Annotated in this window: 12 protein-coding genes; 2 read left to right on the top strand and 10 right to left on the bottom strand. The window is 70.2% G+C overall.

Going from position 1 to position 14,426, the window contains the following annotated elements; genetic code table 11:
- Window positions 1–35: 35 nt before the first annotated feature.
- From AB8Z75_RS19450 to AB8Z75_RS19405, 10 genes are all read right to left on the bottom strand, one after another.
- Window positions 36–944: a phosphatidylcholine/phosphatidylserine synthase gene (locus AB8Z75_RS19450; RefSeq protein WP_369203684.1), complete on the bottom strand. Its 909-nt coding sequence runs from the start codon at window positions 942–944 to the stop codon at window positions 36–38.
- Window positions 931–1,620, bottom strand: a complete 690-nt coding sequence (locus AB8Z75_RS19445) for a phosphatidylserine decarboxylase (RefSeq protein ID WP_369203682.1) — start codon at window positions 1,618–1,620, stop codon at window positions 931–933. Before AB8Z75_RS19445 ends, AB8Z75_RS19450 begins: the two co-directional genes overlap by 14 nt.
- 169 nt (window positions 1,621–1,789) lie before the next feature.
- Window positions 1,790–3,004: an acyl-CoA dehydrogenase family protein gene (locus tag AB8Z75_RS19440; RefSeq protein WP_369203680.1), complete on the bottom strand. Its 1,215-nt coding sequence runs from the start codon at window positions 3,002–3,004 to the stop codon at window positions 1,790–1,792.
- A 1-nt stretch (window position 3,005) separates the two neighbouring features.
- A complete protein-coding gene (locus AB8Z75_RS19435) occupies window positions 3,006–3,530 on the bottom strand; it encodes a MaoC family dehydratase (protein WP_369203678.1) in 525 nt (174 codons plus the stop codon).
- A 1-nt stretch (window position 3,531) separates the two neighbouring features.
- Entirely contained in the window at window positions 3,532–4,503 is a 972-nt protein-coding gene (locus tag AB8Z75_RS19430; protein WP_369203676.1) for a CoA ester lyase, read from the bottom strand.
- Entirely contained in the window at window positions 4,504–6,627 is a 2,124-nt protein-coding gene (locus tag AB8Z75_RS19425; RefSeq protein ID WP_369203674.1) for a protein meaA, read from the bottom strand. It lies immediately after the preceding gene.
- 8 nt (window positions 6,628–6,635) lie between these two features.
- On the bottom strand, window positions 6,636–8,009 hold the full coding sequence (ccrA, locus tag AB8Z75_RS19420; protein ID WP_369203672.1) for a crotonyl-CoA carboxylase/reductase: 1,374 nt from the start codon (window positions 8,007–8,009) through the stop codon (window positions 6,636–6,638).
- 443 nt (window positions 8,010–8,452) lie between these two features.
- Window positions 8,453–9,982, bottom strand: coding sequence for an amino acid permease (locus tag AB8Z75_RS19415; RefSeq protein WP_369203670.1), 1,530 nt, complete (start codon window positions 9,980–9,982; stop codon window positions 8,453–8,455).
- 112 nt (window positions 9,983–10,094) lie between these two features.
- On the bottom strand, window positions 10,095–10,886 hold the full coding sequence (locus AB8Z75_RS19410; RefSeq protein ID WP_369203668.1) for a TetR family transcriptional regulator: 792 nt from the start codon (window positions 10,884–10,886) through the stop codon (window positions 10,095–10,097).
- Between the two features lie 89 nt (window positions 10,887–10,975).
- Window positions 10,976–12,760 carry a 3-hydroxyacyl-CoA dehydrogenase family protein gene (locus tag AB8Z75_RS19405; protein ID WP_369203666.1) on the bottom strand — a complete coding sequence of 595 codons (1,785 nt, stop codon included), beginning with the start codon at window positions 12,758–12,760 and terminating at the stop codon, window positions 10,976–10,978.
- 356 nt (window positions 12,761–13,116) lie between these two features.
- On the opposite strand from AB8Z75_RS19405, the gene AB8Z75_RS19400 reads away from it, so the two are divergent.
- Entirely contained in the window at window positions 13,117–13,701 is a 585-nt protein-coding gene (locus AB8Z75_RS19400) for a HEAT repeat domain-containing protein (protein WP_369203686.1), read from the top strand.
- 58 nt (window positions 13,702–13,759) lie between these two features.
- A complete protein-coding gene (locus AB8Z75_RS19395) occupies window positions 13,760–14,344 on the top strand; it encodes a pyridoxamine 5'-phosphate oxidase family protein (protein WP_369203664.1) in 585 nt (194 codons plus the stop codon).
- Window positions 14,345–14,426: the final 82 nt, after the last annotated feature.

The following is a 14,426-nucleotide window of genomic DNA, read 5'->3' as shown; positions in this document are numbered from 1 at the left end:
CCACACAGGTGGCGGGCCCTCTCCGTAGTCGTCGGTCAGCCCTGCGCGGCAGCCCGCGCCTCGCGGCGGTTGTCGCGGAAGGCGTTCACCCGCCGCGCCGTCGCGAACAGCGGGATCACGGCTCCGAGGACGACCTGGAGCGCGCACCCGGTCTGGAGCAGCAGCTCACCGCCGGGGGCGTCGAACGCCCAGGAGGCCAGCAGGCCCATGCTGAGCACGATCCAGCAGAGCATGGCCACCGCGAGCCGTCCGCGCGGCTTGGGGTACTCGACGCGGCTGACCATCAGCCACGCGACGCCCAGGATGCCCAGCGCGGTGGGCATGAACGGCAGCTCCAGCAGCACGATCGAGATGACGGTCAGCGCGCCGAAAGGCCCTGGCATGCCCTGGAACATCCCGTTCCGCATGGGCACGCAGGAGAACCGGGCAAGCCGCAGCACCACCGCCAGCAGCACCACGATCGCGGCGACCACCGAGACCCGCTGGTTGGCGTCGTTGGCGACCATGCCCCACACGGCCACGAAGTAGGCGGGGGCGAGACCGAAGCTGATCAGGTCGGAGAGGTTGTCCAGCTCGGCGCCCATGGCCGAGCTGCGCAGCTTGCGCGCGACCAGACCGTCGAAGAGGTCGAAGACGGCCGCCATCAGCATCAGCACCACGGCCGTGGCCGCGCTGTGCCGGGCCATGCCGCCGTCCTCGCTGCCCGTCAGGTGCGGGATCAGGACGCCGGTGGTGGTGAAGTACACCGCCATGAAGCCGCAGGTGGCGTTGCCCAGCGTCAGGGTGTCCGCGATCGACAGGCGGGTCGAGAGCGGCATCTCGTCGTCGGCGTCGTCCTCGAAGTCGTCCGCGGCGAAGTCGTCCGCGAAGTCGGAGTCCCGCTCGGCGGTGCGCTCGGCGCCCGGGGCCCAGGTGGGCTGTGCGTCGGGATCAATCACGGTCAAGGCGAGTCACCCCCGCTGTCGTGGCCTGGCCGACCTCCACGGCGGCCTCTACCCCCTTGGGGAGGTAGACGTCGACCCGGGAGCCGAACCTGATCAGCCCGAGACGTTCACCCTGCTCGACCTTGGCGCCGCTGGGCAGGTAGGGCACGATGCGCCGGGCGACGGCGCCGGCGATCTGCACCATCTCGATGTCGCCGAGCTCCGTGTCGAAGTGCCAGACGACGCGTTCGTTGTTCTCGCTCTCCTTGTTGAACGCCGGAACGTAACCGCCGGGGATGTGCTCGACGGACGTCACCGTGCCGGCCAGCGGGGCGCGGTTGACGTGGACGTTCAGCGGGCTCATGAAGACGGCGACACGGGTACGGCCGTCCTCCCACGGCATGATGCTCTGCACCACGCCGTCGGCCGGGGAGATCACCCGGCCCTGGCCGATTTCCCGCTCCGGGTCGCGGAAGAACCACAGCATCCCGGCTGCGAGCGCCGTGGCCGGGACGGCGACCAGCCTGGCGCGCGGCGACTTGCGCGCGCGCGCCAGGCTGAGGGCCGCTGTCGCGACGGTCGGCACGAGCCACGGCGAGGCTCCGCGCGCGAGGCGCACGCGGGGCGCGCCGCTCGCGCCGGAAGCCGGTCCCGGCAAGGGTGAGCCGCTGGGTGCAGTGGTAGGGCTGTGGGGCATGAATGACCTTCGTAGCGGAGGGAGCCGCTTAGGAGACAGGGGACGGCGGCTTTCCCGGGATGCTATCGGTTTCTGAGGGCAACTGGGCAAGCCAGCGGGCCAGTCAGTGGCCGAAGTCCCGGGGCGGGGTGTGATCTTGATCCCCAAGAAAACCCCCCGAAAGGGACATTCAGCCCTGAGTGCGGTACTCCTCCAGCAGTCGCCGGCCCACGATCATTTTCTGGATCTCTGCCGTTCCTTCGCCGATCAGGAGCATCGGCGCTTCCCGGTAGAGCCGCTCGATCTCGTATTCCTTACTGAAACCGTACCCGCCGTGTATGCGGAAGGAGTCCTCGACGACCTCCTTGCAGTACTCGGATGCGAGATATTTGGCCATCCCCGCCTCCAGGTCGTTGCGTTGGCCCGAGTCCTTCTTGCGGGCGGCGCCGACCATCAAGGCGTGTGCCGCCTCGACCTTGGTGGCCATCTCGGCCAATTTGAACTGAATGGCCTGATGCCCGGCGATCGGCTTGCCAAACGTGTGACGCTGCTGTGCGTAGTCGATACCGAGCTCGAATGCACGCTGCGCGACACCGCAGCCACGTGCGGCGACATTCACCCGGCCGACTTCCACCCCGTCCATCATCTGGTAAAAACCGCGTCCTGTGGTGCCGCCGAGTACGCGATCGGCCGGAACGCGCAGACCGTCCATGACGAGCTCGGTGGTGTCGACCCCTTTGTAGCCCATCTTCTCGATCTTGCCGGGGATGGTGAGGCCCGGCTTGACCTGGCCGAATCCCGGTTCCTTCTCCACCAGGAACGTCGTCATGGACTTGTGCGGAGCCGTCCCCTGCGGATGGCCCTCGTCCGTCCGGCACAACACCGCCACCAGCGTGGAGGAGGCCCCGTTGGTCAGCCACATCTTCTGCCCGGTCAGCAGGAAGTCGCCGGACTCGTCGTCGGCCCGCACGCCCTTGGAGGAGATGGCCGAGACATCCGAACCCAGACTGGGTTCCGACATCGAGAAAGCCCCGCGGACCTCGCCCGCCGCCATCCGCGGCAGAAAGTGGTCCTTCTGCTCCTGGGTGCCGTGGCGCCCCAGCATGTAGGCCACGATGAAGTGCGTGTTGATGATGCCCGACACGCTCATCCAGCCGCGGGCGATCTCCTCCACGCAGAGCGCGTAGGTGAGCAGCGACTCGCCGAGTCCGCCGTACTCCTCGGGGATCATCAGCCCGAAGACGCCCAGCTCTTTGAGGCCCGCCACGATCTCGTCCGGATACGCGTCCGCGTGTTCGAGTTCCGTGGCCACCGGAATGATCTCTTTGTCGACGAAGTCGCGAACCGTCGAGACGATTTCCCGCTGTATCTCCGTCAGGCCTTCCGTCTGCGCCAGACGCCCCATGTCACTTACCGCCCTTCGGCGCCGGCTCGGCCAACTCGGGACGGCCCGGCTGTTCCCCGCCGCGTGCGGCGATGTAAGCCCCGGTCGGCACCATCACCTTCCGCCGGAAGACGCACACGAGCGTGCCGTCCTGCTTGTAGCCCTTGGTCTCGACGGACACGATGCCCCGGTCGCTCTTCGACCTCGACGGCGTCTTGTCCAGCACCGTCGTCTCGCCGTACAGGGTGTCGCCGTGGAAGGTCGGGGCGACGTGCTTGAGTGACTCGATCTCCAGATTGGCGAGGGCCTTCCCCGACACGTCCGGCACCGACATGCCCAGCAGCAGGGAGTACACGTAGTTGCCGACCACCACGTTCTCGCCGAAGTCCGTCGTCGAGCCGGCGTAGTGGCGATCCAGGTGGAGCGGGTGGTGGTTCATGGTGAGCAGGCAGAAGAGATGGTCGTCGTACTCGGTGACGGTCTTGCCCGGCCAGTGCTTGTAGGTGTCGCCCACCGTGAACTCTTCGAAAGTGCGGCCGAACTGCATCTCATGCCTCCTCAGGGGTGAAGGAGGTGGTGCGCTTCATGCCCGCGGCCCGGCCCTTGCCGGAGACGACCAGCGCCATCTTGCGGCTGGCCTCGTCGATCATCTCGTCGCCGAGCATCGCCGAGCCCTTCTTTCCGCCCGCTTCCGAGGTGCAGTAGGCGTACGCGTCGAGGATCATCTCCGCGTGGTCGTAGTCCTCCTGGGAGGGCGCGAAGACCTCGTTGGAGGCCTCGACCTGGCCCGGGTGCAGCACCCACTTGCCGTCGAAGCCGAGCGCCGCCGCCCGCTGGGCGACCTTGCGGTAGCCCTCCACGTCGCGGATCTGGAGGTAGGGCCCGTCGATGGCCTGGAGGTTGTGGGTGCGGGCCGCCATCAGGATGCGCATCAGGATGTAGTGGTAGGCGTCGGCCGGGTAGCCGGGCGGCTGCTCGCCGACGACCAGCGACTTCATGTTGATGGAGGCCATGAAGTCGGCGGGCCCGAAGACGATGGTCTCCATCCGGGGCGAGGCCGCGGCGATCTCGTCGACGTTCACCAGGCCCTTGGCGTTCTCGATCTGCGCCTCGATGCCGATGCGCCCGACCTGGAGGCCCATCGTCTTCTCGATCTGCGTCAGCAGCATGTCCAGCGCCTGGACCTGCGCCGCGTCCTGCACCTTCGGCAGCATCACGCAGTCCAGCTCGGCACCGGCGCCCTCCACGACGGTGACCACGTCGCGGTACGTCCACTCGGTCGTCCAATCGTTGACGCGGACGACCCGCGTCTTGCCGCTCCAGTCGCCCTCGTTGAGGAACTTCACGATGGTGTGCCGTGCCTCGGGCTTGGCCAGCGGCGCGCACGCGTCCTCCAGGTCGAGGAAGACCTGGTCGGCGGCCAGACCCTGGGCCTTCTCCAGGAACCGCGGGTTGCTGCCGGGCACCGCCAGGCAGGAGCGGCGCGGACGGAGCGCACGCTGCTGGTTCTCGCTGCTCACTTAGCTGACCTCCACAGTCTCTCGCCGGCCGGACGTGGCGACGTGGCTTCCGTCGGCGCCGCTCGTTCGGTCGCTTTCTTCGAGCTTGTTCCGTGTCCTGATCTGGTCGACGATACGGCCGATGATCTCGGTGATCCCGAAGTCCTTCGGGGTGAAGACGGCGGCGACACCGGCCTCGATCAGCGCCCGCGCGTCCGCCGACGGAATGATCCCGCCCACGATCACGGGGACGTCACTCGCGCCCGCCGTCCGCATCCGCTCCAGCACGTCGGGCACCAGTTCGGCGTGCGAGCCGGAGAGGATGGACAGACCCACGCAGTGCACGTCCTCGGCGAGCGCCGCCGCGACGATCTCCTCGGGCGTGAGCCTGATGCCCTGGTAGACCACCTCGAAGCCCGCGTCCCTGGCCCGCACGGCGATCTGTTCGGCCCCGTTGCTGTGGCCGTCGAGCCCGGGCTTGCCCACCAGCAGCCGCAGCTTCCCGACGCCGAGCTCCTCGGCGGTGCGCTCCACCTTCGCCCGGACCCCGGCCAGCTCGGAGCCCTCCTCGGCGCCGACCGCCACCGGCGCCGAGGAGACGCCCGTCGGCGCCCGGAACTCGCCGAAGACCTCGCGCAGCGCCCCCGCCCACTCGCCGGTGGTCACCCCCGCGCGGGCGCACTCCAAGGTGGCCTCCATGAGGTTCGTCTCGCAGGACGCCGCCTCGCGCAGCTCCGCCAGGGCCTGTTCGGCGCTCGGGTACAGCCCGGGATCGCGGGTGCCCTCGCGCCAGAACGGCTCGTCCCGGGACGCGCGCCAGCGTTCCACGGCCGCCACCGTCGCCGCCTCACCGGCCGGGTCCACCGTCAGGATCGCGGTGTCCAGGTCGGCGGTCAGCGGGCTCGGCTCGCTCGACTCGTAGCAGTTGACGCCGACGATCCGCTCGTCGCCCGACTCGATCCGGGCCCGGCGCTCGGCGTGCGAGGCGACGAGCTGGGACTTGAGGTAGCCCGACTCGACGGCCGCCATCACCCCGCCCATCTGCTCGATGCGCTCCATCTCGGCCAGCGACTGCTCGACGAGCGCCTCCACCCGCTTCTCGATCACGTGCGACCCGGCGAAGATGTCCTCGTACTCCAGCAGGTCGCTCTCGTGCGCCAGCACCTGCTGGATGCGCAGCGACCACTGCTGGTCCCAGGGGCGGGGCAGGCCCAGCGCCTCGTTCCAGGCCGGGAGCTGCACAGCGCGGGCGCGGGCGTCCTTGGAGAGGGTGACGGCCAGCATCTCCAGTACGATGCGCTGCACGTTGTTCTCGGGCTGCGCCTCGGTCAGGCCGAGCGAGTTGACCTGCACGCCGTAGCGGAAGCGGCGCTGCCCGGCGTCGGTGATCCCGTAGCGCTCCGCGGTGATCCGGTCCCAGATGCGGGTGAAGGCCCGCATCTTGCACATCTCCTCCACGAACCGGACGCCCGCGTTCACGAAGAACGAGATCCGCGCGACCACCTGGCCGAACTCCTCGGGCGGCACCTGCCCGCTGTCCCGTACGGCGTCCAGCACCGCGACCGCCGTCGCCATCGCGTAGCTGATCTCCTGGACGGGCGTGGCACCGGCCTCCTGGAGGTGGTAGCTGCAGATGTTGACCGGGTTCCACTTGGGCAGGTGCGCGACCGTGTAGGCGATCATGTCGGTCGTCAGCCGCAGCGAGGGGCCCGGCGGGAAGACGTGCGTCCCGCGCGAGAGGTACTCCTTGACGATGTCGTTCTGCGTCGTCCCCTTCAGCTGCGTAACGTCCGCGCCCTGCTCCTCCGCGACCACCTGGTAGAGCGCCAGCAGCCACATGGCGGTGGCGTTGATGGTCATGGAGGTGTTCATCTGCTCCAGCGGGATGCCCTCGAACAGCCTCCGCATGTCGCCCAGGTGGGAGACGGGCACGCCGACCCGGCCCACCTCGCCGCGCGCGAGGACGTGGTCGGGGTCGTAGCCGGTCTGGGTCGGCAGGTCGAAGGCCACCGACAGCCCGGTCTGGCCCTTCTCCAGGTTGCGCCGGTACAGCTCGTTGGACGCCTCGGCCGTGGAGTGCCCGGCGTACGTGCGCATCAGCCAGGGCCGGTCCTTGGGGCGCCTGTCGTCCTGTGGCTCGGTCATGGCGCGCCTCACACGTTCCGGCCGGGCCCGCTGGTCCGCCCACCCTCGGTGTCGCGGAACAGGTTGATGGCGTCGACGTGCCGGGCCCGCTTCTCCTGGTCGCGCACGCCCATGCCTTCCTCGGGCGCCAGGCACAGCACGCCGACCTTGCCCTGGTGCACGTTGCGGTGCACGTCGTGGGCGGCCTGGCCGGTCTCCGCGAGGGGGTAGACCTTGGAGAGGGTCGGGTGGATCTTCCCCTTGGCTATCAGCCGGTTGGCCTCCCACGCCTCGCGGTAGTTGGCGAAGTGGGAGCCGACGATGCGCTTCAGCGACATCCACAGGTAGCGGTTGTCGTAGCTGTGCTCGTAGCCCGAGGTGGAGGCGCAGGTGACGATGGTGCCGCCCTTGCGGGTGACGTAGACGCTCGCGCCGAACGTCTCGCGTCCCGGGTGCTCGAAGACGATGTCCACGTCCTCGCCGCCGGTCAGCTCGCGGATGCGCTTGCCGAAGCGCTTCCACTCCTTCGGGTCCTGGTGGTGCTCGTCCTTCCAGAAGCGGTAGCCCTCGGCCTTGCGGTCGATGATGGCCTCGGCGCCCATCCGGCGGCAGATCTCGGCCTTGTCCTCGCTGGAGACCACGCAGATCGGGTTGGCGCCGCCGGCCAGCGCGAACTGGGTGGCGTAGGAGCCCAGGCCGCCGCTGGCGCCCCAGATGAGGACGTTGTCGCCCTGCTTCATGCCGGCGCCGTTGCCCGAGACGAGCTGGCGGTAGGCGGTGGAGTTGACCAGTCCGGGCGCCGCGGCCTCCTCCCAGCTGAGGTGGTCCGGCTTGGGCATCAACTGGTTGGACTTGACCAGCGCGATCTCGGCGAGCCCGCCGAAGTTGGTCTCGAAGCCCCAGATGCGCTGCTCGGGGTCGAGCATCGTGTCGTTGTGCCCGTCGGCGGACTCCAGTTCGACCGAGAGGCAGTGTGCGACGACCTCGTCGCCCGGCTTCCAGGAGTTGACGCCCGCGCCGGTGCGCAGCACGACGCCCGCCAGGTCGGAGCCGATGACGTGGTACGGCAGGTCGTGCCGCTTGGTCAGCGGGGAAAGGCGGCCGTAGCGCTCCAGGAAGCCGAAGGTGGACATCGGCTCGAAGATCGAGGTCCACACGGAGTTGTAGTTGACCGAGGAGGCCATCACGGCCACCAGGGCCTCGCCCGGGCCGAGTTCGGGCACGGGCACCTCGTCCAGGTGGAGCGACTTGCGCGGGTCCTTGTCCCGGGTCTCCAGCCCTTCGAACATCCCGGCGTCGTCCTTGTGGACGGTCATGGCGCGGTAGGAGTCGGGCAGGGGGAGGGCGGCGAAGTCCTCGGGGGAGGTGTCGGACGCGAGGATCGCGTCGAGGATCTGGTTCACGGTATGCCTCCGGCGAAGCGCGAAAGTCGGCAGGACCCCTCCGGCGTCCGGCCGGAAGGAGCCCGAGGGGGTCGTCGGTTGTGAGGCAGCGCCGTCGGTTCGGCTGGTGCGTATGCGCGGGTGTGCGCGGGGTCGCTCGTGACGCCGAGCGGTCCGGGGCGACACGGTTTCGGCCGCGGGGACAGCGCCCGGACTGATGCCAAGGTATGACACCCAGTGCCAGCGCACAAGACACCGAGTGCCGCGAATTCTCACATGGAAGCAGGTGCTCTCATGTGAGCGATGATCGATCAGGCGGGCCGGATCCGCAGGTCGCAGACGTCTGGCCCGGGGCCGCGTCAGGGCACGTGGTGCTCCAGTGCCGAGGACACGCGGTGCTCCAGTGCCGCGACGGGAGCACGCGGTGCTCGCGCGCGTCAGGGCAGTGGTGCTCCGGTGCCGTGTCAGGGCACGTGGTGCTCCGGCGGCTCCTCGCCCCGCCGCAGCCGGCTGCGCTTGCGCCCGTACACCGCGTAGAGCACGACACCGAGCGCCATCCACACGCCGAACCGGGCCCACGTCTCCGCGGGCAGGTTGAGCATCAGCCACAGCGACGCCGCCACCGAGACCAGCGGCAGCACGGGCACCAGCGGGGTACGGAAGGCCCGCGGCAGGTCGGGCCGGGTGCGCCGCAGGACGAGCACGCCCAGGGCCACCACGACGAACGCGAACAGCGTGCCCACGTTCACCAGTTCCGCCAGCTCGGAGATGCTGGTGAAACCCGCGATGACCGCCACCACCACGCCGAGCAGCACCGTCGAGCGGTAGGGGGTGTCGAAGCGCGGATGCACCCGCGAGAAGAGCCGCGGCAGCAGCCCGTCCCTGCTCATGGCGAAGAACACCCGCGACTGGCCCAGAAGCAGGATCATGCACACCGTCGTGAGGCCGACCGCCGCGCCGAAGCTGATCAGCCCGGCCCAGAACGGCTGGTCGACGGCTTTGAACGCGTCCGCCAGCGGGGCGTCGACCGTCAGTTCGGTGTACTTGCGCATCCCCGTGACGACCACAGAGACCGCGACGTAGAGCACCGTGCAGATGACCAGCGAGCCGAGGATGCCGCGCGGCATGTCGCGCTGCGGATCACGGGTCTCCTCGGCGGCGGTGGCCACCACGTCGAAGCCGATGAAGGCGAAGAAGACGACGGCCGCCGCGGTGAAGATGCCCATCACGCCGAAGGAGGTGGGCTGGTAGCCCGAGATCAGCTGGATCAGCGGCGCCGCCCATCCGGCCCCGGAGTCGGTGGCGCCCTGGGCGGGCGGGATGAAGGGATCGTAGTTGTCACCCGTGACGAAAAAGGCCCCGGCGATGATGACCAGCAGGACGACGCCCACCTTGATGGCCACCACGGTGGTGGTGACGCGGGCCGACAGCTTCATGCCCGCCACCAGGACCGCGGTCAGCGCCAGCACCAGCAGGCAGGCCAGGAGGTCGAAGCCGAACCCGGTCTCCTCGCTGGTGCCCGAGAGCCACTGCGGCAGACCCCAGCCGACGCTGTCCAGCAGGGAGCGCACGTAGCCCGACCAGCCGACCGCGACGACCGCACAGCCGAGCGCCAGCTCCAGCACCAGGTCCCAGCCGATGATCCAGGCGGGCAGTTCGCCCAGCGAGGCGTAGGCGAAGGTGTAGGCGGAACCGGCGACCGGAACCGTGGAGGCGAACTCGGCGTAGCACAGGGCGGCCAGCGCGCACACCCCGCCGGCGATGGCGAACGCGATGGCCACCGAGGGTCCGGCGGTCGTCTTGGCGACCTGTCCGGTCAGGACGAAGATGCCGGTGCCGATGACGACGCCGACGCCGAACACGGTCAGGTCCAGCGCGCTCAGTGACCGCTTCAGTCCCCGCTCGGGATCGTCCGTGTCGAGAATGGACTCCTCGACGGACTTGGTCCGCAACCACTGTCTGGGGTTCTTCGACCCGCCTGGCGCCACCGACACCGCCGCACCTCCATGTCGCCTCACGCGCCATGGTTTCCACTCCCCGGGTGCGGACGGGGGAACGCGGGGCGGGACGCGGGTGCAATTCACCCGACTCCCTCGCCCGTGCGCGTCAGGCCTGGCCGAGCGCGCGTTCGATCGTGGACATGATCTCGCCCAGCGGCGCGTCGGTACGCGCGACGGTCACCAGCACCTCGTCCTTGCGCGCCACGGCCGCAGCGGGCCGCTCGGAGCCTGGGCGGTGCGCGCCGAAGCCGGTGCCGAAGGTGCGCCGTACGATCGCGAACGCGTGGTCGAGCTGGGACATCACATCACCGGTGCCGCCCGAGCGCAGCCAGCGCCGCAGCACGTGGTTGTGCGCGGTGACCACGGCGGAGGCCGCCACCTCGGCCAGCAGCGGCTCGTCGTAGCCGCTGACCCCGTCCCGGTGCGCCTCCTCGTCGAAGTGCCCCAGCAGATACCGGGTGAACAGCCGCTCGTAGCGCGCCACCGAGGCGATCTCCCGCTCGCGCAGCGCCGGCACCTCGCGGGTCAGCTTGTACCGCTCCACGCTGCCTTTGGGAGAGGCGGCGTACATCTTCATGACTTCCTTGATGCCGCGGCACACGGTGTCCAGCGGGTGCTCGTGTGCCGGTGCCGCCTCCAGCACCGCCTGCGCGCGCACCAGGGTGTCGTCGTGGTCCGGGAAGATCGCCTCTTCCTTGGAGCGGAAGTGCCGGAAGAAGGTGCGCCGGGCGACCCCCGCCATGGCCGCGATCTCATCCACCGTGGTTGCCTCGTAACCCTTCGTGGCGAAGAGCTCCATCGCCGCCGCGGCCAACTCCCGGCGCACCTTGAGGCGCTGGGATGCGGCACCGTTCGCACGGGTGCTGGTCGTACGGGAGTTCTTCTCGGGCTCTGGCATGTGGGGAACGTTACACGCCGTGACGGGGTGGGGGGACGGGCCGCTGCCCGCAGGGTCCAGCAGCCCACCCCACCCGGCGGTGCCCCCGGTCACCGGCGTGCGTACTCGCGGAAGCCGCGCCCCGTCTTCCTGCCCAGACACCCCGCGGAGACCAGGTGTTCCAGGAGCGGCGCGGGCGCCAGCCCCGGATCGCGGAACTCCTCGTGCAGCACGCGTTCGATGGCGAGCGAGACGTCGAGACCGACGACGTCCAGCAGCTCGAAGGGGCCCATCGGGTAGCCGCCGCCCAGCTTCATCGCGGCGTCGATGTCGTCCAGCGAGGCGTAGTGCTCCTGCACCATCTTCACCGCGTTGTTCAGGTAGGGGAACAGCAGCGCGTTGACGATGAAGCCCGCGCGGTCCCCGCAGTCGACCGGATGCTTGCGGACCTTCGCGCAGATCTCGCGGACGGTGGCGTGCGCCTCCTCGCCGGTCAGCACCGTGGTGACGACCTCCACCAGCTTCATCGCGGGCGCCGGGTTGAAGAAGTGCATCCCGATCACGTCCGCGGGCCGCGAGGTCGCCCGGGCACAGGCCACCACGGGCAGCGAGGAGGTGGTCGTGGCCAGGACGGCACCCGGCTCGCACACCTCGTCCAGCCGCCGGAACAGCGCGCGCTTGACGTCCAGGTCCTCGGCCACCGCCTCGACCACCAGGTCGGCCCCGGCCAGCGCGTCCAGCGACCCCGCCGGGGTGATCAGCGCCATGGCGGCGTCCCGGTCGCCGCCCGTCATCCGCCCCTTTTTCACCGCGCGGTCCAACGAGGCGCCGACCCGCTCCTTGGCGGCCTTCGCCTTGGCCTCGCCGCGGGCCGCGAGCACCGTCGGGAAGCCCGCCTTGGCGAACACCTCGGCGATCCCGCCCGCCATCGTTCCCGACCCCACGACGCCGACCGCGGTCACCGAGCGGCCCGCCGCGCCGGACGCCGCCGGGTCGGGGGTCAGGGCGTCGGGCACCACCTCGGCGCTGCCGGGCGCGGCGTAGGTGTAGAAGCCGCGGCCCGCCTTGCGGCCGGTCAGCCCCGCGTCGGCCAGCTGACGCAGCACGGGGGCCGGCGCGTGCAGCCGGTCCCGCGACTGGGCGTACATGGCCTCCAGTACGGTACGTGCCGTGTCCACCCCGATCAGGTCGAGGAGGGCCAGCGGGCCCATCGGCAGACCGCACCCCAGCCGCATGGCGGAGTCGATGTCCTCGCGGGTGGCGTAGCGCGACTCGTACATCGTGGCCGCCTGGTTCAGGTAGCCGAACAGCAGGCCGTCCGCGACGAAACCGGGCCGGTCACCGACCGCGATCGCTTCCTTGCCCAACTCCTCGGCGAGCGCGGTGACGGCGGCGACGGCGCGCGGCGAGGTCAGCACCGAGGAGACGATCTCCACCAGCCTCATCGCCGGCGCGGGGTTGAAGAAGTGCAGGCCCAGGACGCGCTCGGGCCGGTCGGAGTCCGCGGCCAGCCGCGTCACGGACAGCGCGTTGGTGCCGGTGGCCAGGATCGTCTCAGGGCGCACGAGGGTGTCCAGCGCGGCGAAGACCTGGCACTTGGTGTCGTAGTCCTCCGGCACCACCTCGATGACCAGGTCGGCTTCGGCGGCTGCCTCGATCCCGGTGAAGGTGCGGAACCGTGCCAGCACGTCGCGCCGTTCGCTCTGTGTCATCCGCTCGCGTTCCACCGAACGCGCGGTGGCGGTCTCCAGCGCGGCAACGGCCTGCCGCGCGGCTGCTTCGTTCGTGTCGATGCCGATGACCTCACGCCCGGCGCGGGCGAGAATGTCGGCGATGCCGGTACCCATCGTGCCGAGGCCGACGATGGCGATGGTGCGCAGGGCAGGACGGTCCATCAGGGGACTCCAGAGGGTGTGACACAGGCCCCCAGGGGGGGCGCGGCTGATGAGGGTGAGGGTTTCGTGCACTACCGGGCGCACGGGCGTACACATGCGCGAGGCAGGGGAGTTACCGGTCACGCCCCGCTGCGCGGCCCTGTCCCGGGGCCGGAGCGCGGGGCGGTCCGTGCGGGCCGCACGCCTGGGGCGCGGAAGGGGCCCACCGCCGAACCGACGTCACTCTCGGCGGCTGCGTCACCAAACCGCCTGAGCGGGGGTACCGCTCTGATGAGCACCGTAACTCGTGGGTAATCAGAAAGCCAGGGGTAGGAACACTTCCACGCTGTGGAACGCGGCACGTGAGGGGGACCGAAGTGGGCGACGCTTTCCGAGCGCTGATCGACCGAGTGCGGACCGAGGCCGAGCCCGTCGAGTACGCGCGCCTGGTCACGCTGGCCAGGCAGCGCGGCACCGAGGCGCGCGACCAGCTCGCCGCCGTGCTCGTGGAGACCGAACGGCCGCTGTGGGCCCGCGAGATAGCGGCCTTCGCGCTGGGCAACGCGGGGGACAAGCGGGCCTTCGAGACCCTCGTGTTCATGCTGAACTACCGCGACCCGGTCTGCTGCGCGAGCGCCGCCCACGCCCTGGAGCGGTTACGCGACCCGCGCACCGCCAAGGCCGCCGCGGCCCTGGCCACCAACGAGCTGCGCACCGCCTACGCGCTCTACCCGGTCCGTCTCCTGACGGCTCTGAGAGCCCCCGAGTCCGTCCCCACCCTCATCAACGTCCTCCAGCGGCTGCTGATCGGACCCCTGCACTACTGGCCGATCGCGGAGGCGTGCGTGGTGGGCCTCGGCGCGCTGGGGGACAAGCGGGCCGTACCCGTGCTCGACGCCGCCTCCGAACACCACCGTCTGTCCCCGTCGGCGAAAGCGGCACTGGCCCGCATCCCGAGTTGACCTGAACGCCACGCGATACCCGACAGAAGATGTCCGGTTACCGCGCCACAGTGGCCGCATGACGACGAACGCGCACGCACCCCGTACCGCGCACGCACCCCGTACCGCGCGCGGGGTGAGCTGGGCCGAGTTCCACAGGGCCGAACCCGGGTTCGCCGGCGCCGTGGAACAGCGCTTCGGCACGTACACCCACCACGTCCTGGCGACCCTGCGTCGTGACGGCTCCCCCCGGCTGTCGGGGCTGGAGGCCGACTTCCGGGAGGGGGAGATGTGGCTGGGAATGATGCCGAACTCCCTCAAGGCGCTGGACCTGCGCCGCGACGACAGGTTCGCGATGTACGCCAACCCGGGCGAGGGCTCCGACATGAGCGGGGGAGACGTGCGGGTCTCGGGGCGCGCGGTGGAGGTGACCGAGCCGGCCGAGCTCGCGCGCTGGGCGGCGGGAATGCCGCAGGGCGAGGTGCCGGAGGAGTTCCACCTCTTCCGGGTGGAGGTGGAGGAGGTGGTGCGCGTCACCATCGAGGCCGCGGACATCGTCTTCCGCACCTGGAAGCCGGGCCGGCCGCTGCGGACCATCCGGCGGGGCAACGACGACGCACTGCCGCGCGAGGACGACGACGCACCGCAGGGCGAGGGCGGCTGACGCGCGCGGAGGAGGGCGGCGCGTGGGCGAGTCGTGGTGACGGGGCGGGCGCGTGGGCGAGTCGTGGTGACGGGACGAGCAG

The organism is Streptomyces sp. PU-14G (genome assembly GCF_041028275.1).
Taxonomy (GTDB): domain Bacteria; phylum Actinomycetota; class Actinomycetes; order Streptomycetales; family Streptomycetaceae; genus Streptomyces.
The sequence above is the reverse complement of the archived record's forward strand: the minus strand, read 5'-3'. Positions and strand labels throughout refer to the sequence as shown.